Source organism: Gemella bergeri ATCC 700627 (assembly GCF_000469465.1).
Taxonomy (GTDB): Bacteria; Bacillota; Bacilli; order Staphylococcales; family Gemellaceae; genus Gemella; species Gemella bergeri.
Genome location: NZ_KI271807.1, coordinates 1 through 17290 on the forward strand (window position 1 = coordinate 1; position 17290 = coordinate 17290).

The window sequence follows — 17290 nt, forward strand, 5'->3', positions numbered from 1 at the left end:
AACAAAAAATATTTTGTATATAAATATATATAATATTTTACAAATATTTCAGCAAGTTGTACTTTCCTATTTTCTTACAATTTTTTGGAAAACTCTCTTATCAATTTATCATTTTCTTTATAATTCGGATAAAATTTTCCTAATAGTTTATAAAATCTGGGTGTATGATGTATTTCTAATAAGTGTGTCATTTCATGAACTACAACATGTTCTAAACATTTTACTGGATATTTTATAAGTTCTTCATTAATCCAAATTCTTTGTTTTTCTATATTGCAAGTTCCCCAACGTGTCTTCATTTTTTTTATTCTAAGTTCGTCTACCTTAACATTCATTATTTTCTCATAATGTTTTACAAATTCTCTTGCCTTTGTTAAAAGAACTTGCCTTAACTTCCTACTCATAAATTTCTCTTTATCAATTTTATCAGTAACTCCTAATATAATATTATCAGAGATAACTAAAAAATTTTTCTCTGCATTTTCTACTAAAAGTTTTCTTTCTTTACCAAAAATATAAAATTTATCTCCGGTTATATACTCTCTACATAAATTGCTTTGTTTAATATTTTCAATTCTGGTTTTTACTTCTTTAATATTATCACGTACCAATTTTTTTATAATATAATTCGGTGTCTTAGGTGGTGCAGAAACTCTAATGTTTCCATCTTTTTCTACTCTTAAATAAATATTTTTCATATTTTTTCGATATTTTACGGTAATACCTAACTCTTCAACTGTAATATTTTTTTTCAAATTTAATCCCTCTTCAATTCATTTCCGACTAAAGCAGTTCCTATACGAATATGTGTCGCACCTTCATCCAGTGCGATTTTATAATCATTGCTCATTCCCATTGATAAGTATTCACATGGAGCATAAGATAAATTCAAATTTTTGATTCTATCCCGTAGTATTTTTAGTTCTCTAAAACAATTTCTCAATACAATTTCATCTTCAATAAACGGTGCCATTGTCATAAGTCCAACAACTTTTATTTTTGAATAGTTTTCTAATGATTTAATAAAATTCTCTACTTCGTCAAGTTTTAAACCGTGTTTACTTTCTTCACCGGATACATTTACTTGTACAAAACAGCTAATTTCTTTTGTCGCCCTTTTATTAATTTCTTTAGCTAAACTTTCTCTATCCAAAGCGTGAAAATAATCTACTTCATTTATCACATCTTTTACTTTTCTGGTTTGTAAACTACCGATTAAATGCCACGTATAATTTGGAAAAATATTTTTTCTTTTACTATAGTTATCCGTTCTATTTTCTGCAAAGTTTGTTATTCCTGCATTTATTGCCTCTTCAACTCGTTTATCAGTTACATATTTCGTTACGGCTATTAACTGCACTTGCTCGGGATTTCTACCCTTTTTCTCACATAGTTTTCTTATATTATTTTGGATATTACTAAAATTTTCTCTAATATTCATTTAATCATCTCCTTTTAAATTATTTTATTGTTAAAGAGCATAACCAAGACAAATACGTTCGCCTTAATTACACTCTTTGTTCTTTATTTCTTGTTAATATAATTCTAAGTCCTATAAGGAAATAAATTATACAGCTAATAAATAATATTCCTAAACTGAATACCAACAGCACAACACTGTATAACAGTAATAAAAATGCTACGATATTATGGTTAATACCTTTCTTAAATAACACAAATATCATCAAGAAAAATAAAACTATTAATAACGCAAAATATATCCAAGCAAGCTGTCCCATTACCTGAAAAATAAAATGCATATCTTTTGTTGACACATTTGCACTATCTTGTGTAAGTTTTGTTTGTTCTCTTATTTGATCAACAATTTTCGTGCGTAAATACTCATTACCAACATAATTTTTAAATAATTTTATAGTAGTTCCCAGAAAAATTATATAAATTACATAAACTATACCGGCTATAAGTAATAAAATCTTCTCTAATTTATCAAGAACCATTACTTCACACCTTTTTTATCTTTGCATTTTTTACAAATACCATAAAAAGATAATGAATTGTCCTGAACCTCAAATTCATACTCTTTTTTCATATACTCTATCAGTTTATTAAATATTGGATTTGAGACTTTTTCTATTATATTACATTCCGTACATATTAAGTGGTGATGTAATTCTTCATTATTCGCTTGTCGTAGATGATATTTTGAAACACCGTTGTTAAATGAAATCTTCTCTAAAATTTTCAAATCATAAAATATATCTAAAGTTCTATAAACTGTAGCAATCCCAATGTCCGGAGTTTTTTCTTTAAGAATAAAGTATAATTCTTCCGCACTTAGATGCTTATCTTTATTTTCTATCAAAATCTCAACAATTTTTTCACGTTGTGGAGTTACTTTGTATGGTGATTTTTGAATTATTTTTATTATCTTTTCAAAAATATTCATATATTATAATTTTCCTTTCCTTGTTTTTAAATATAATAATGCCAGCATTGTTTTACTATCTGTTATGACATTATCATCTAACAATTTTATCGCCTCATCTATAGGATATTTTTTCAAATTAATAAATTCATCTTCATCAGGATTTTGTTCACCTGCATATTCCAAATTATCTACATAATAAATGGTGATTAATTCTGAACTATACCCCAATGCTACATGGACATCACAGATTTTTTCCAATCTATCTTCCGTTACAACATAACCGGTTTCTTCTTGAAGTTCACGTACTGCTGATTTTTTCTTATTATCAACTTCTCCGTCTTCTAATTTCCCAGCGGGTATTTCCAAGGTAACGCTGTCTATAGCTTTTCTATATTGCTCTACCAAAATCACTTCATTATCTTTTGTTACGGCAAGTATCGCTACAGCCCCTCTATGATTAATCAATTCTCGTGTTGATGTTTCCCCATTAGGTAAACTTACAGTATGAATTTCGACATCTAAAACTTTTCCTTTAAAAATTTTCTTCACTTCCACTGTTTTTTCTTCTAGGTTATTTTTTACGGTGTTGTTTTTCATAAGCTTCTCCAAATATTAAATTTTATATTCAGCAAAATCTTTTGCAATATAAGTATTACATTCTTTTAGCAACTGACTTTTCACTTCATTTTCAATAATTTTATCGTATCTTGCACTAATATGAGTTAAATATAGATTTTTAATATTATTATTTTTTACTAAATTCTCTACATCAATTATACTTAAATGAGCATTTTTTTTAGCTAAGTTATGGTCTTTTTTATCTAAATATGTACATTCAGTAATGAGTATATCACTTCCTTTAACAAAATCTTTTAACTCTATAAAGTACCTTGTATCCGCTATGACGGTTATTACTTTTCCTTTTTTATCTTCTGATAAAAAATCTGTTGAATTATAAGTTTTCCCATTAAATTCAAAGGTATCTGCTTCTTTTATCACCCGATAAAAAGGTCCGGGTGCTATACCGAGTAATTTTAATCTCTCAACATTTAGACTACCTTTTTGATCTTTAAAAACCATCTTATACCCATAACATTCTATATTATGCCTTAACGGGTAAGCATAAACGCTCAAGGTTTTATTATCTATTATACACTGTTCACTAGAAAATTCAATAAATTTTATATTATAACTTAGTGAACAATATGTGAATTTCAAATTCATTAAAATATATTCTTTTATACCAACCGGCCCGTATATTTCTAAATCTGCACTTTTTTTATCCAACAAAAAACTTCGTGATGATAAAAAACCGATAAGTCCCAATACATGATCACCATGAAGATGACTTATAAAAATTTTTTTTATTTTGGTAGGTTTTATTGTTGTTTCCAATATTCGATGTTGTGTGGCTTCTCCACAATCAAACATCCAACACTCATGAAATTCCTGCATAAAATTAAACACTATACTTTGAGTATTTCTAAATTTAGACGGTAATCCCGCGCCTGTTCCTAAAAACTGAAAATTCATTATTCACCTTTATAATTTTACTATGAAGATTTGAGCATCTGCCAAGCAGGTAATAACGTGTTCATTCCCTGCCGGAACTTCCAACAACTCAAATTCATCTAAAATTTCAACTGTTTCTTCAAATGTAACTGTGATTTTTCCACTAATATTAAACAGTAATATATTTTTATTATTACTGTAAGAATCTGTTTGATTTCCTGCTTTTAAATTCATATGAACTACTTGATAACATTCATGTTCTAATACTATTCCACCTAATAAAGCATTTTTGTCTAATTTAACTTTTCTCATTTCTTATCTTCCTTTACGTTTATATAATCCATCTTCTTCAATCATTATTAATTTATTCTTAAATAATCTTCCTACAGCACGCTTGAAACTTCCCTTACTCATCCCAAAAACAGCTTTTATTTCTTCAGGAGATGATTTATCGGTGAAATCACAGTACCCGTTATTTTCGATATAGTCAAGGATAGCCTGTCCATCTTTATCCATTCGTTCATAAGCACGTGGTAAAAATGAGCCGTTTATTTCTCCGTTATCCTTTATTCCAATAACTCTAAGCGACACTTTTTCCCCAAGACGAGGTTCACGTTCACGCTCTGATTCATGAACAAAAATTTTATATCCATCTTTCGATAACAAGAATGTTCCTACTTTCATTAAACGATATGGGTAAGCTTCCAAGTCTTTATTTTTTAAATTTTTTGTAGCTTTTGAATAGAGTGTTGATACTATTGTCTCCGTTGCAAGACGAGCGAAAAGTTGCCCTGTATAATCACGACGCAATGTTATAAATAACTCATCACCTTCTTTTGGCCAAACGCTTCGTAATTTTGGCAAATCTTCCGCCAACAATGGAATTTCTCGAGAAAAACCTATATCCAAACCTACCCTGTCTTCTTCTACTTTTACTACCTTGCTAAAGGCATATTCTCCGTAAGTAACTTCCGGAATATTAGGCGTTGAAAATAATTTCCCACTTCTTGAAGGATAAACAAACATTGAATATTCTTCACCTAGATTATAATTATCCAAGCTATCTACATCCGATTCATTACAATTTATTTCTTCTCCATTCGGTCCTTTAAATACAAGAGAAGAACTCTTTTTTTCTATAAGTTCTAAAAAGTGGATTTCTCCCGTTATAAACTTAGTATCTTTTTCCATCTAATACCTCTTTCTTTTTATTATTAAATACTCATAAAAAAAGGTTGATACCTAATATCAACCTCTCTTTTCTTAGTTAAAAGCAGTATCAGGGCATACTTACTCAACTTCGCTCTTTATTTGTTTTAATTGATTTAATTGATTTACTCTAATTTCTTTTGGAAGAAATCTTCTAATTTCATCCTCGTTATATCCTACTTGTAATCTTTTATCGTCTACGATGATAGGTCTTCTTAGCATTCCCGGATTATCACGTATAATTTTATACAAATCTTGTATTGACATACTATCTATATCTAAGTTTAACTTTTGAAAAGTCTTAGATCTAAATGAAATAATGTCCTCTGTTCCGTGTTCAGTAATTGAGAGAATATTCTTTATTTCTTCCGTTGTCAATGCTTCAGAGAAAATATTTCTTTCTACAAACTCTATATTATTTTCCACTAACCAAGCCTTTGCTTTCCTACAAGAAGTACAACTAGGCGATGTAAACAATGTAACTACCACCAGCATTCACACTCCTTTATAAAAATAACATTAATATTTTTATAATCTATATACTCCTATATTATACTATATAAGTTATACTTTGGCAATATTATATTTAAAGAAATATTTTAATGTTTACCAAAAATAAGTATTAGAAACTGGTGGTAATTACTATTAATTTTACTTTTTATTTTCTTTACGACGTCTAGCGACTAATAACATTCCCAATACTCCTAAAGCCAATCCTGAAAATGATAAATCTGTATTTTGTCCTGTATTAAACAGTTTTTTTATCGTTCTTTCATTAGTATTATTATCAGATTTTTCTGGTAATATTTTTTAAAATTTATCCTTTTGTTTTGATTTTATTGATATATTGTTAATTGCAATTATGCCGTTTTTCTTTTGACAAGGTTTATACTTATCCTATTTTTTATTGATTTTATACAGCCGCTACTTAACACATTATAATACTAAATAAATTTTTTAATTTAATTTGAAAATTTTTTTGACAAATTGTTACTATTTGTGTTATTATATATAGGTAATGCCAGCATGGCGGAATTGGCAGACGCACTGGACTCAAAATCCAGCGATGGTGACATCGTGCCGGTTCGACCCCGGCTGCTGGTATAACTTAGAGAAAATCAAACCGGTTTTCTCTTTTTTGTTTATATAACTATTTTGTTTTACAAAATACCATAGATATGTTAGTATATTGTTAAACAAAGTACATAAAGGAGATATTTATGAAAATTAACACATCTCAAATACTAAAAGGCACTCTCGAAGCATGTGTCCTTAGATTAATTGAAAATAAAGATATGTACGGTTATGAAATAACCGAAGAACTAAGTAAATTTGGACTTGAGATGGTTGCCCAAGGAACTATATATCCTCTCCTTTTAAAATTAGAAAAAGAAGAATTAATATCCGGTTATCTTAAAGAAAGTACCGATGGACCTCCTCGAAAATATTATACATTGACATCTGGCGGTAGCAAATATATTGATGAATTTTCTCGTGTTTGGCACCAAATATCAACTGCAATCAATAATATTTTACAACAATAAAGAAAAAATACATATGGAAACATCAATATTAATCAAACACAATAACAAACTAAAACAACAACTAACATATGTTTAATAACAGTAATCTATACAATTTAATTTTTAAAAAATAAAAAGTTCACCTAAGAGAAACAAATTTAGTTTTAAATTAAATATGTTTCTCTTGATTAATTTTTTTAAACTTGTTATAATGATTAAACATTAATTTTAGGAGTATATTATGGGCAACAATTCTATTTTTGATAAATTAAAAAAAGCTGAACAAGGGGCTAAGTTAAGTATTTTATCTTACTTAATTCTTACATTAATAAAACTTTCCGCCGGGTATTTATTTTATTCATCTGCATTGGTAGCCGACGGAATTAATAATGCAACCGATGTTATATCTTCAATTTTTGTTTTAATAGGTTTAAAAATTTCCAGAAAACCTGCCGATGATGATCATCTTTATGGCCACTTTCGAGCTGAACTTATCTCTACCCTAATAGCTTCATTTATTATGCTTTATGCCGGTATTGAAGTAATAATTTTTGCAATCAGAAAAGTTATTACCCACAGTTATGAACAACCTAATATGCTTTCTGCCATTGTTGCCCTTATTGCAAGTATCATTATGTTTAGCGTTTATTTTTACAATACCAAACTGGCAAAAAAACTCGGCAGTAAATCATTAAAAGCAGCCGCCCTTGATAATCTTAGTGACGCTTTGGTTTCTGTCGGTACGCTTGTCGGTATTGTTATGACTTACTTCGGTATTCCTATAGCAGATTCGATAGTCGCAATAATAGTCGGAGCATTAATAGTTTGGACCGCTATTAATATATTTAAGGAAGCAACTTATGTATTAACAGATGGCGTTGATACTGAAACTATAGAAAAAGTTGAGTCAATATTACATAATATTGACGGCGTTATGTCTGTAGTTGATATTAAAGGTCGTACTCATGGGCTACTTTATCTTATTGACATCACAATTACCGTAGATCCTAATTTGAATGTTAAACAAAGTCATGATATAACTGTTAATATAGAACGAAAATTAGCTAAAGAATTTTACTACTGTGAAACGCTAATTCACTTAGAACCTCACGGTATACAATGCCACAAACATTAAATAATTTAAAAAGTGATTAATAAAGTAATACGACTGAAATTTTTTACTTACTTTATTAATTAACTTTTTTATTTGTACTCTGTTATATGTTACGATATTTTCAACTTTACTTGTTTGACAAATCATCAAGGTATCAGTATAATTAGTGTACATTAGAATTTATAATTTTATTTTGAAATTATTTAAAAAATTTAAAAATTTTTGCGAGGGTATTATGACACACGCTAAAGCAATTTTTTTTGGAGAGCATGCTGTTGTCTATGGATATAAAGGAATTACCATTCCACTTGCTGAGATGCAAGTTGATGTTACTTTAAAACAAACAAATACTGTTCAACAACGTGATAAAATATTAGATTTTATAGCTAACCGTTGTGATATTGATAAAACAACTGAAATTAATATTAACAGCACTATACCCGTAGGGCGCGGTCTTGGTTCTTCTGCAGCACTTAGTGTTGCTGTAGCTCGTTCAAAAAATATAACTGATGTAAAAACTATTGCCAACGATTGTGAAAAATTTATCCACGGGAATCCTAGTGGAATTGATGTTAATCAAGTTTTAAGCGATAGCCCGCTTCTTTTTTCTAAAAAGGACGGTGCTGAAATTTTGAATTTTTCTTTAAATAGCTTTTTACTTATTATTGATACCGGAGTTGTCGGTATTACCAAAAAAACATTAACACACATAAAAGATAATTTTAAACAATACAAAAAATATATTGACAATCTTGGAAAAATTACAGATGAGGTAATTCCTTATTTAAAAGATAAAAATATTGATGTTATTGGTGAATATATGTATAAATCTCATAAATTACTTCAAAAACTCGGTGTTAGCCATAAAAGTAATGACGAAGTTGTTGAAATTTGCAAAAAAAATAATGCTAAAGGTGCAAAATTAACCGGTGGTGGTGCCGGTGGATGTTGTATCTGTCTTAGTGATTCATTAAATAATGCAAGAAAAATTCAAAATTCGCTTAAAGAGAAAGGATATAACTCATGGATAGTTACAGTCTAGGTTACGCCAACATTGCGTTGGTAAAGTATTGGGGTAAAAAATCAAAAAATCCCGTTTTACCGTTTAACCCAAATCTTTCACTTCGTTTAGACAATTTAACTTCAAAAACAAAAATCGAAAAAAGTTTATCCAATGAAGATGAGTTTTACATTAATAATGAAAAACAAAACAATGATGAAGTGAAAAAAATAATTAACTTTATTTCAAAATTTACTCCAAATAATAGAGAGAAAATCTGTATAAAAAGTTACAATACTGTACCTACTGCAGCCGGTCTTTCTTCCAGTTCCAGCGGCACTATGGCGTTAGTCCTTGCTTGCAACAAATATTTTAATCTTAATAAGACTACTAAAGAATTAATCGAAATATCTAAAGAAGGATCAGGTTCTTCTTGCCGTAGTTTTTATAAACTTGCTTCTTGGCTTGAAGACGGTAGTGTTGAAGAACTTTCTTGTTCACTTGATTTTGGAATGATGGTTCTTGTTGTTAATGAAGATAGAAAAAAAATCTCAAGTCGTGAAGCAATGGAGCGTTGTGTTCAAACTTCTACCAATTTTTCCAACTGGGTTAATCAGGCAAAAAAGGATTTTATAGCTATGAAAGACGCTCTTAAAAATAATAATTTTGAAAAAATCGGTGAAATAACAGAAAGAAATGCTCTACTTATGCACTCAACAACCGAAACTGCGACACCTGGTTTTTCGTTTTTAACCGATGAAAGTTATCAAGCTATGAATATAGTAAAAAAACTTCGAAACAACGGTTATCGTTGCTATTTTACAATGGACGCCGGTCCCAATGTTAAAGTTCTTTATCTTAAGGAAGATCAAGAAATATTATATAAGGAAATTTCTAAATTATGGAACAAAAAAATAATCATGTGTATGGAGTAGCTTATGGGAAGCTCTATATTGCCGGTGAATATGCTATTTTAGAAGATTACTCAAAAGCAATCTTGCTCGGAGTTCCTAAAAAAATTACCGCCATTATAGAACAAAGTGACACTACCACCATTTTTGATACATTGTATAATAAAAAAGTAACTTTAGACGAAAATAATAAAGATTTTCACCTTATACAAAATTTTATTAAATTTATTCAAAATTACTTAAAAAGCAAAAATTCATTTTCACTTACTATTTTAAATGAACTACATGGGAAAAACAGTAAATATGGACTAGGTTCTTCCGGAGCTGTTCTTGTTGCTATCGCTAAGGCAATGTTTAATTTCGAAAAAATTACTTTTGACGATCTATTAATTTTTAAACTCGTTGTTCTATATAATATTAAACATAATATTTACAGCTCTATGGGAGATGTGGCAGGAAGTTTAACACAAGGTTTAACTTATTATGAAAAATTCTCACACAGCAAGCTCCTATCACTGATAGAAAAAAGCAGTTCCGATAAAGAAGTAATCGAAAGTTCTTGGCATGGTCTTATTATAAGAAAAATATCAACGAATATACCGATAGAACTTTTTGCTCACTGGACCGGAGATTCTATTGATACAAGAGAACATATTAAACTTTGGAATAATAATAAAAGTAGTAAAATAGACAACTACTTAACTTTTATCAAACAATCAAATACCTTAGTAAGCGAGCTGTATTTAACGTTTTTTACTAATGATGCTAATATATTTTTAAATACTATTAACAAAATTCGTAAAAATCTACTGTTTTTGGAGAGTTTTTCCAATATTCCAATGGAAACTGCTCCAATGAAAAAATATATAGAAAAATTTCCGGCAGGAAAACAAAGCGGCTCCGGTAGTGGGGATATAGTTTTAGGATTTAAAAACTCTGGCAAACCTTTTTCTATAAATCTAATATTGAAAGAATTACAAATAAACTAAATCATAGAAAGGAATATGTTATGAGAAAAAATGATCATATCCGACTTGCATTAGAAGATAAAACAATACAAACCAGCTTGGACAACTATGCTATTGATTATTATAGTGTTCCACGCTTTGGATTAGAAGATGTTGATACCTGTACGAGCGTTTGCGGTATAAGTTGGCAATATCCATTTTATATTAACGCTATTACAGCCGGCGGTAAGGAATGTAATAAAATAAATCAGGATTTTATAGAAGTAAGTAAAATATGCGGAATAACATTTTTCCCCGGTTCTTACTCTCCGGCATTAAAAAATAAAGAAGATGCACATGCTTACCCTAAGGGTTATTCTGTCAATCTCGGCTTAGACAAATCGGTTGATGATATATTAAATGCAATTAAACAAACAAAAGCACAATATCTTCAAATGCACACAAATCCGCTTCAAGAAGTGATTATGCCTGAAGGAGATCATAATTTCGAAACGTGGTATTCCACACTAAAAATGATTAGCGAAAAATCTACCATACCTATTATCTTAAAAGAAACCGGCTTCGGTATGAACAAAGAAACAATAGAACTAGCTATAAATTTAAACATACCTGCTGTTGATATTAGTGGAAAAGGCGGAACAAATTTCGCAAAAATCGAAAATGGTCGTCGAGAAAAAAAATCCGGTTACTTAGAAGAAATCGGTTTAACTACAGCAGAAAGTTTGGAAATTGCAAAACAATACCGAAATAGAATTGATATATTGGCTAGCGGTGGTATTAGAAATCCTCTTGATGTGGTTAAATGTCTTGCACTAGGGGCAAAGGCTGTCGGAGTATCAAGGATATTTTTAGAAATTTTAATCAATAACGGGAAAGAAGCATTAATAGAAGAAATAGAACATTGGAAAAAAGAATTAAAATTTTTAATGATTTTAATGAATGCCAAAAATATACCTGATTTATATGGAAAAATACGAAAAGTACGTTAAAAAAGACGCTTAAATGAATTAGTTTAAGCGTCTTCTTTATTTTCTAATTTAGCAATTCTCTTAACTGCTTTTTTTAAATCTTCATCCATTTTTAATATTTTTGTTTTATTTTTTTGATTTTCAGCTATTAAATACCAACATGATACTAATAACATAAAATTCAAACAAATTATTGCAAACATATATTCTCCTTTTTTAAACTTGGCACTTATAAAAAATTCCTACTTGAGAATTCAAGTAGGAATATACCTATTAAAATAAATCTAAAAGAGGGAAATCTTTAGACTATTCCTTAATAAATTTTTACAATTTACCAATTAGTATTTACGTTTTCTAGCCGCTTCAGATTTTTTCTTACGACGCACGCTTGGTTTTTCGTAGAATTCACGTTTACGAACTTCTTGGATAGTTCCATTTTTAGAAACAGCACGTTTAAAACGACGTAGTGCATCCTCTAGTGATTCATTTTTACGAACTACAGTTTTTGACATTGGATTTCCCTCCCTCCGATAAAAAAAAGTCTAATCTTAATACAATCAAACGACCGTAAATCAAAATAAATACATAAAAGTCATTTAATTAATTCGATTGCTTAAGCAATCTACTTAAACATTGTATTATATAATCAAGGTATTGTCAACCTTAAAGGCGGAACAAACCTATAAAAATGATAAAAAATATATATAATTTTTATCAAGTTTTTAAGTAATAGTTAACTATGATGAAAATTTTGCTAGCTAACTTGGATTAATTATAAAATCTGCGCAACTCTTCTATAAATGAAATGTTTTTGATAAATCCCTATATTATCTTTCTTTTAACCAATTTTTAAATTCTTCTATAAAGTTTGAATATTGTTTTTTATTTTGATAGCTTGGAATTTCTGCTAAAAATACTTGTTTAGGAAGCAATTTTTGTTCTTTTTTAGTTATTAAAATAATAACTTTAACTTGCTCATCAGTTTTAAACATTTCTATAGGTAATGTTATAACGGCATTAAGATTAATATCTTTTTCTAAAAATTTTTTAAACTTATTATCAAATTCCAAAACCTTTTTAGGAACTACCAATATTCCAATTCCATTATCTTTTAAATAGTTTACCGTTTGTTCTATAAAAAGAAGAGAATTAAGACTATAACCATTATTACTACACAATTTATAATTTAAGCTGTTGTCAATATCAGCATAATATCCAAACGGAACATCGCTTACAATAATATCCTGTTTTTTTATATTTAACGGTTTTAACACATCTTGGTTAATAATATTAACATTCGTTTCCAATAAATTAAAAATGTTTTGTTGAAGTTTAACATAATTATTATCAACATCAATTGATGTTAATATTTTCTCTCCATTGCTTAAAGCGGCGATATTTATTAAAAAATTTCCACTTCCACTTGCAAAATCCGACACACTTATACTTTTTTCACCAAAAATACATTCTATCAAATGAGAAACGTACATTGTTATTATTTCCGGGGTAATGCTGTAGCTTGGATCATTAAGTTCTTTTAATGACTTCAATAGAAGAAATTGATACGCTTTTCTTATAGTTTCTTTTGAGTAGTTATCAACTATTTCAAAATAATCTTCATCTTTTTCTAATGATAAATAATTTATCAATGATTCAAAATAAGTATTATTACTTCTATTTTCTTCTGTTTTTCTATCAATTTTGAAAAATAATTCTTCTAATTTCGACAATTTTCTCACTCCATAATTTTATTATACATAAATTATAATACAACCGCTGATATTTAACAACTTTACCTTTAAAATATCAAAAAATATGTTCCTAATGATTATTGCAGTACATTCAAAAGAAATTCAAGCCACTAATATTAAATATAATTGCTGAAATTTAAAAAACTATAAAATACAACAAAAATAGTCAATCAGCAAACAACTTATATAAATTTCTATTTAGTTTTAGAACTTATTAATTAGTTATTTAATTAAAGTAAAGCCTGTTCCCATTGCTCTTCTTTATATCCTAACAGCAATATATCATTTTCTAAATCAAATGCTAACGGTCTTTTTATTAACATTCCATTATCTACCAATAATTTTAACGCCTCATCTTCTGTCATATCGGCTAATTTATCTTTTAATTTTAATTCTTTATAAACTAAACCACTGGTGTTAAATAGTTTTTTTATAGGTATATTAAACATAGTTAATATCTTTTTAAAATTTTCAATAGACGGCGTTTCTTCTTTTACATTAAAATATTCTGCTTGTATATTATTTTCTTTTAATAATTTTTTTGCTTTTTTACATGTAGAACACGCCGGATATTCATAAATATAAAGCATATTTCTTCTCCTTTTATTTCTTACATTTTCTAAATTAATAATAATTTTTAATATTAAATATTATAGTCTTTAAGTAACTATTGTGTAAAGAAATATGCTTAATATACAAAAAAGCTAAAAATTCCTTTAATAAAATTATATAAAGGAACTTTCAGCTATTTAACTATGCAGATGCACCGCTTGTTGCGTCCGCTGCCGGTGCTGCTGCCTGTGCACCATGTGAATGACCTCCGCCGGATGCACCGCTTGTTGCATCTGCTGCAGGTGCTTGTGCATAACCACCGGATACCGCCATACCATTTTTCACCAATGTTTGTCCTGTTTGTTTTAAATACCAGTCAACAATAGGTTTAAAATCTAAAATATACTCGTTAATTCCGGCATATTTTCCGTCTTTATCATACATTGCTTGATAGTTATGAACTACATATTTATCCGGGCCATGCGTTGGCACATGAGTTCTAAATACATCAATTTGTCCTGAACGAAGTAAACCTACTAACCAGCTAACACTTCCATGTACTCTTTCGGGGTGAACCGCTGATAATGAGCAACCGACTTGTTCCGGTCGACGTTTAGCTAACATTTCATGCTCTTCTTTATTATAGTTATAGTATAAGAATTGATTATTACTATCAGCATAAGTTAATTCTATCGGCATAGAATTTAAGAAGCAATTTAATTGATCTACAGTTAAAATACCACGATCAAGTTTTACATAGGTATCACCTGATACTGCATTTACTTTCTCAGCAGCTTTTTCATACCAATCATCATCATTTCCTTCAACACCTTCTATAGTTGTAGAAATTTTGCCACTAGCTGTTAAATCTTCAGGTGGTGTCGGTTTTCTTTCTGCTAAAGATTTTGCAACGGTAGCAAATTTTGCAAATTTAGTTAAACACATTCTAAGATATCCAACAGTACGCTCATCTTTGATATTTCCATTTTCATCAAATGCCTCTTTTGCTTTTCCTAAAAGAAATTCATTACCCGGGAAAACTATGGCATTTACACCAGGGGCATCTAAAACTTGACGTAAGTGAAGTTGGGCACGTGATGATCCTTGATCATAATAAGAAGCTCCAACTACCATAACCGGTTTATTTTCGAATGGATGTAATTCAAACGATAACCACTCTAATGCACTTTTTAGCGATGCAGTTATTGTGTGATTATGTTCGGGTGTTGCAATAATAACTCCATCAGATTGCAAAATTTTACGATTCATTACTATTAAATCTTTATTTTCTTTAGAATGGTCTTCATCTTGGTTAAACATCGGTAAGTTTGTAATATCCAATAATTCTAAAGTAAATAAATCTTTATATTCTTTTGCTATAAATTCCATTAATTTACGGTTGTATGAAACTTCCGCATTCGAACCTACAATTCCTACTAATTTCATATGTCTACACTCCTATTCTATTTTAACTCTTCCCAAGAAAAGTTTTCTATTTCTTTTGCTGCTTGTTTATGAGCATTCATTAGTTTTTCAGTAATTTTAATAAACAGTAAGAAATCAGCAAATAAACTATCTAATTTTTGAACAGTTTCAGGATTACTAATATCCCCTACTTCATCAAACGCTTGTAATGAATGACCTAATAAAAATTCCGAACTTGGCATAACTCGTGCTTTAACTTCCGGAGAATCTAAAATCTGACGAATGTGTGCTTGAGCACGTGATGAACCAAGAGTACCGTAAGATGCGCCGGTTAGCATTACAGGTTTATCCAATAATGGATGAATTCCATAAGATAACCACGCTATTAAACTCATAAGCGATGCCGGAACTGCATGATCATACTCCGGAGAACTAATAATAACTCCATCAGCAGCCTCTATTTTTTCTGCTATTTCAGTTATCTGTACCGGAAGAACTTTATCAGCAGGTTTATTAAATAAAGGAATATCTTTTATTTCAACTAACTCTATCTCCGCCTTATTTGCAAAATGTTTTTGAATATATTGTAGAAGTTGGCGATTTGTAGATTTTTTAGAATTTGTACCAACTATACCAATTAATTTAACCATCTTTTTATGTCCTTTCCCTTTTGTTATATTATTATTTTTTTAACTGTAGTTTTGTTAGAAACTTCTTTATCATTTTTTTTAGAAAATTTTCTAGAATTTTTTATCTCTTGAACCAATTTTCATAACCCTCCTATTTAAAAGCATCTTATATCATTACAATATCTTTATCTAACTATGCTGCTTTCCAATCCATCAGAATAATATACCTCACCGGTGGTAGTAACTACAACCCCCTCTATATCAGGTAATGAATGTAACTTATCCATTATTTCCTCAACACTTTTCCCAAATAGCCGTGTTGTCCAAATTTCGCCATCAACAGACAACTTAGAAATAATTGTTAACCCGGCAACATTAGTTTCAACCGGATAACCGGTTTTAGGATTAAGAATATGATGATAAGTATTTCCATTTTCTGTGTAATTTCTTTCGTAAATTCCGGAAGTTACTACAGACTGATTTTTTATTTTTATTGTAAAAATATGATTACCTCTACTAAGAACAGGGTCTTGAATACCTATCCGCCAATAATAATCAGGATTATGAAGAGCATTTCCAAACGTTAAAACATTTCCACCTAAATTAATAAGCCCTGAGTTCACTCCTCTTTGTTTTAAATATTTCACCAGTAAGTCGGCTATATATCCTTTAGCTAAAGCTCCCAAATTTATAGCCATTCCTTTTCTTGTTAAATAAACTGTTTGTTCTTCATCGTTTAATATAATTTGATTCGGATCCGTTAACAACAATAATTTTGATATTTCTTCATCTGTTGGAACTTTTACATCTTTAAAACCAATTCTCCAGCTTTGAACAATAGGACCAAGCGCAATATTCAGTAAACTGTCATTTGCCAAACTGTGTTTTTTTCCTATCTTTATTAATTCGTATAATTCCGGCTTTACTTTAACAGGTTTTATACCGGCGTTATGATTTACAACCATAAGTTCTGAACTGTCATCATTAGCACTAAATCTATGTTCATATACCTTTAGTAATTCTATAGTTTCATCAAGTATTAGTTCTACATCTTCTTGATTATAGATCGTAATATCAATCGCTGCCCCCATTAATTTTATTGACCTTGTTTTTAATTCCATTACATTCACCTCAAAGCCCAAATTATAAAAAACTATTTTTGAAACTTAATTAACTTAAGTTTTATAGTTTATATTATATATTTTACAATAAATAATTATTTTGTTAATAAAAAACTTTCCTTTTTTCTATTGTAGTACAATTATATAGCAATTAAAAAAATAATGCAATACAATATTTTAATATTAAATTAAAATAACTTTCCATAAAAAACTTATTA

The 17290-nt window shown here is 29.1% G+C and carries 23 protein-coding genes and 1 tRNA gene; 7 read left to right on the plus strand and 17 right to left on the minus strand.

The window, feature by feature from the left end; translation table 11 throughout:
* Window positions 1-74: 74 nt before the first annotated feature.
* The 10 genes from HMPREF1983_RS01390 to HMPREF1983_RS08050 form a co-directional block, all read right to left on the minus strand.
* Complete coding sequence (locus tag HMPREF1983_RS01390) at window positions 75-755, minus strand: M48 family metallopeptidase (protein ID WP_021752493.1); 681 nt, start codon at window positions 753-755, stop codon at window positions 75-77.
* Window positions 756-757: 2 nt separating this feature from the next.
* Complete coding sequence (locus tag HMPREF1983_RS01395) at window positions 758-1441, minus strand: YggS family pyridoxal phosphate-dependent enzyme (protein ID WP_021752494.1); 684 nt, start codon at window positions 1439-1441, stop codon at window positions 758-760.
* A gap of 67 nt (window positions 1442-1508) precedes the next feature.
* Window positions 1509-1958 carry a DUF4064 domain-containing protein gene (locus HMPREF1983_RS01400; RefSeq protein ID WP_021752495.1) on the minus strand — a complete coding sequence of 150 codons (450 nt, stop codon included), beginning with the start codon at window positions 1956-1958 and terminating at the stop codon, window positions 1509-1511.
* Entirely contained in the window at window positions 1958-2407 is a 450-nt protein-coding gene (locus tag HMPREF1983_RS01405; protein ID WP_021752496.1) for a Fur family transcriptional regulator, read from the minus strand. Before HMPREF1983_RS01405 ends, HMPREF1983_RS01400 begins: the two co-directional genes overlap by 1 nt.
* Window positions 2408-2410: 3 nt before the next feature.
* Window positions 2411-2986, minus strand: a complete 576-nt coding sequence (locus HMPREF1983_RS01410; RefSeq protein WP_021752497.1) for an NUDIX hydrolase — start codon at window positions 2984-2986, stop codon at window positions 2411-2413.
* Between the two features lie 15 nt (window positions 2987-3001).
* Window positions 3002-3922 carry a ribonuclease Z gene (rnz, locus tag HMPREF1983_RS01415; protein ID WP_021752498.1) on the minus strand — a complete coding sequence of 307 codons (921 nt, stop codon included), beginning with the start codon at window positions 3920-3922 and terminating at the stop codon, window positions 3002-3004.
* Between the two features lie 9 nt (window positions 3923-3931).
* Complete coding sequence (locus tag HMPREF1983_RS01420; RefSeq protein ID WP_021752499.1) at window positions 3932-4213, minus strand: hypothetical protein; 282 nt, start codon at window positions 4211-4213, stop codon at window positions 3932-3934.
* 3 nt (window positions 4214-4216) lie between these two features.
* The gene (locus HMPREF1983_RS01425; protein ID WP_021752500.1) at window positions 4217-5092 is read right to left on the minus strand and encodes a CvfB family protein; all 876 of its coding nucleotides are present in this window, start codon (window positions 5090-5092) and stop codon (window positions 4217-4219) included.
* A gap of 99 nt (window positions 5093-5191) precedes the next feature.
* Window positions 5192-5605: a transcriptional regulator SpxA gene (spxA, locus tag HMPREF1983_RS01430; RefSeq protein ID WP_021752501.1), complete on the minus strand. Its 414-nt coding sequence runs from the start codon at window positions 5603-5605 to the stop codon at window positions 5192-5194.
* 156 nt (window positions 5606-5761) lie between these two features.
* Window positions 5762-5917, minus strand: coding sequence for an LPXTG cell wall anchor domain-containing protein (locus tag HMPREF1983_RS08050; RefSeq protein WP_084404563.1), 156 nt, complete (start codon window positions 5915-5917; stop codon window positions 5762-5764).
* Between the two features lie 213 nt (window positions 5918-6130).
* Here HMPREF1983_RS08050 and HMPREF1983_RS01435 point away from each other — a divergent pair.
* The 7 genes from HMPREF1983_RS01435 to fni all read left to right on the plus strand — a co-directional run bounded on the left by HMPREF1983_RS01435 (window position 6131) and on the right by fni (window position 11615).
* Window positions 6131-6214 (plus strand) — tRNA-Leu (locus HMPREF1983_RS01435).
* Window positions 6215-6330: 116 nt separating this feature from the next.
* The gene (locus tag HMPREF1983_RS01440) at window positions 6331-6654 is read left to right on the plus strand and encodes a PadR family transcriptional regulator (protein ID WP_021752502.1); all 324 of its coding nucleotides are present in this window, start codon (window positions 6331-6333) and stop codon (window positions 6652-6654) included.
* 220 nt (window positions 6655-6874) lie between these two features.
* Complete coding sequence (locus HMPREF1983_RS01445) at window positions 6875-7768, plus strand: cation diffusion facilitator family transporter (protein WP_021752503.1); 894 nt, start codon at window positions 6875-6877, stop codon at window positions 7766-7768.
* Window positions 7769-7982: 214 nt separating this feature from the next.
* Window positions 7983-8789: a mevalonate kinase gene (mvk, locus tag HMPREF1983_RS01450; RefSeq protein ID WP_021752504.1), complete on the plus strand. Its 807-nt coding sequence runs from the start codon at window positions 7983-7985 to the stop codon at window positions 8787-8789.
* Window positions 8771-9682 (plus strand): diphosphomevalonate decarboxylase, encoded by a 912-nt coding sequence (gene mvaD / locus HMPREF1983_RS01455; protein ID WP_040460778.1) that lies wholly within the window; start codon window positions 8771-8773, stop codon window positions 9680-9682. The genes mvk and mvaD overlap by 19 nt, the downstream gene beginning before the upstream one ends.
* A complete protein-coding gene (locus HMPREF1983_RS01460; RefSeq protein WP_040460779.1) occupies window positions 9649-10647 on the plus strand; it encodes a mevalonate kinase family protein in 999 nt (332 codons plus the stop codon). Before mvaD ends, HMPREF1983_RS01460 begins: the two co-directional genes overlap by 34 nt.
* A 20-nt stretch (window positions 10648-10667) precedes the next feature.
* Window positions 10668-11615, plus strand: a complete 948-nt coding sequence (gene fni, locus HMPREF1983_RS01465) for a type 2 isopentenyl-diphosphate Delta-isomerase (protein WP_021752507.1) — start codon at window positions 10668-10670, stop codon at window positions 11613-11615.
* 23 nt (window positions 11616-11638) lie between these two features.
* Here fni and HMPREF1983_RS01470 read toward each other — a convergent pair whose 3' ends face one another.
* From HMPREF1983_RS01470 to HMPREF1983_RS01500, 7 genes are all read right to left on the minus strand, one after another.
* Window positions 11639-11797, minus strand: a complete 159-nt coding sequence (locus HMPREF1983_RS01470) for a hypothetical protein (RefSeq protein WP_021752508.1) — start codon at window positions 11795-11797, stop codon at window positions 11639-11641.
* A gap of 135 nt (window positions 11798-11932) precedes the next feature.
* Complete coding sequence (gene rpsU / locus HMPREF1983_RS01475; RefSeq protein WP_003147339.1) at window positions 11933-12106, minus strand: 30S ribosomal protein S21; 174 nt, start codon at window positions 12104-12106, stop codon at window positions 11933-11935.
* Window positions 12107-12421: 315 nt separating this feature from the next.
* A complete protein-coding gene (locus HMPREF1983_RS01480; protein WP_040460782.1) occupies window positions 12422-13324 on the minus strand; it encodes a class I SAM-dependent methyltransferase in 903 nt (300 codons plus the stop codon).
* Window positions 13325-13575: 251 nt separating this feature from the next.
* Window positions 13576-13935, minus strand: coding sequence for a Spx/MgsR family RNA polymerase-binding regulatory protein (locus HMPREF1983_RS01485; protein WP_021752510.1), 360 nt, complete (start codon window positions 13933-13935; stop codon window positions 13576-13578).
* Window positions 13936-14098: 163 nt separating this feature from the next.
* Window positions 14099-15343: an NAD(P)H-dependent oxidoreductase gene (locus HMPREF1983_RS01490; RefSeq protein WP_021752511.1), complete on the minus strand. Its 1245-nt coding sequence runs from the start codon at window positions 15341-15343 to the stop codon at window positions 14099-14101.
* A gap of 17 nt (window positions 15344-15360) precedes the next feature.
* Window positions 15361-15972 carry an NADPH-dependent FMN reductase gene (locus HMPREF1983_RS01495; RefSeq protein ID WP_021752512.1) on the minus strand — a complete coding sequence of 204 codons (612 nt, stop codon included), beginning with the start codon at window positions 15970-15972 and terminating at the stop codon, window positions 15361-15363.
* Window positions 15973-16136: 164 nt separating this feature from the next.
* Window positions 16137-17072, minus strand: coding sequence for an FAD:protein FMN transferase (locus HMPREF1983_RS01500; protein WP_021752513.1), 936 nt, complete (start codon window positions 17070-17072; stop codon window positions 16137-16139).
* Between the last annotated feature and the right edge of the window lie 218 nt (window positions 17073-17290).

Coding starts and splice junctions, on each gene's coding strand:
- HMPREF1983_RS01490 (WP_021752511.1), bottom strand. CDS start 15,343: ATGAAATTAGTAGGAATTGTAGGTTCGAATGCGGAAGTTTCATACAAC.
- HMPREF1983_RS01395 (WP_021752494.1), bottom strand. CDS start 1,441: ATGAATATTAGAGAAAATTTTAGTAATATCCAAAATAATATAAGAAAA.
- HMPREF1983_RS01405 (WP_021752496.1), bottom strand. CDS start 2,407: ATGAATATTTTTGAAAAGATAATAAAAATAATTCAAAAATCACCATAC.
- fni (WP_021752507.1), top strand. CDS start 10,668: ATGAGAAAAAATGATCATATCCGACTTGCATTAGAAGATAAAACAATA.
- HMPREF1983_RS01400 (WP_021752495.1), bottom strand. CDS start 1,958: ATGGTTCTTGATAAATTAGAGAAGATTTTATTACTTATAGCCGGTATA.
- HMPREF1983_RS01425 (WP_021752500.1), bottom strand. CDS start 5,092: ATGGAAAAAGATACTAAGTTTATAACGGGAGAAATCCACTTTTTAGAA.
- rpsU (WP_003147339.1), bottom strand. CDS start 12,106: ATGTCAAAAACTGTAGTTCGTAAAAATGAATCACTAGAGGATGCACTA.
- mvk (WP_021752504.1), top strand. CDS start 7,983: ATGACACACGCTAAAGCAATTTTTTTTGGAGAGCATGCTGTTGTCTAT.
- rnz (WP_021752498.1), bottom strand. CDS start 3,922: ATGAATTTTCAGTTTTTAGGAACAGGCGCGGGATTACCGTCTAAATTT.
- mvaD (WP_040460778.1), top strand. CDS start 8,771: ATGGATAGTTACAGTCTAGGTTACGCCAACATTGCGTTGGTAAAGTAT.
- HMPREF1983_RS01410 (WP_021752497.1), bottom strand. CDS start 2,986: ATGAAAAACAACACCGTAAAAAATAACCTAGAAGAAAAAACAGTGGAA.
- HMPREF1983_RS01420 (WP_021752499.1), bottom strand. CDS start 4,213: ATGAGAAAAGTTAAATTAGACAAAAATGCTTTATTAGGTGGAATAGTA.
- HMPREF1983_RS01485 (WP_021752510.1), bottom strand. CDS start 13,935: ATGCTTTATATTTATGAATATCCGGCGTGTTCTACATGTAAAAAAGCA.
- HMPREF1983_RS01460 (WP_040460779.1), top strand. CDS start 9,649: ATGGAACAAAAAAATAATCATGTGTATGGAGTAGCTTATGGGAAGCTC.
- spxA (WP_021752501.1), bottom strand. CDS start 5,605: ATGCTGGTGGTAGTTACATTGTTTACATCGCCTAGTTGTACTTCTTGT.
- HMPREF1983_RS01445 (WP_021752503.1), top strand. CDS start 6,875: ATGGGCAACAATTCTATTTTTGATAAATTAAAAAAAGCTGAACAAGGG.
- HMPREF1983_RS01500 (WP_021752513.1), bottom strand. CDS start 17,072: ATGGAATTAAAAACAAGGTCAATAAAATTAATGGGGGCAGCGATTGAT.
- HMPREF1983_RS01470 (WP_021752508.1), bottom strand. CDS start 11,797: ATGTTTGCAATAATTTGTTTGAATTTTATGTTATTAGTATCATGTTGG.
- HMPREF1983_RS01495 (WP_021752512.1), bottom strand. CDS start 15,972: ATGGTTAAATTAATTGGTATAGTTGGTACAAATTCTAAAAAATCTACA.
- HMPREF1983_RS01440 (WP_021752502.1), top strand. CDS start 6,331: ATGAAAATTAACACATCTCAAATACTAAAAGGCACTCTCGAAGCATGT.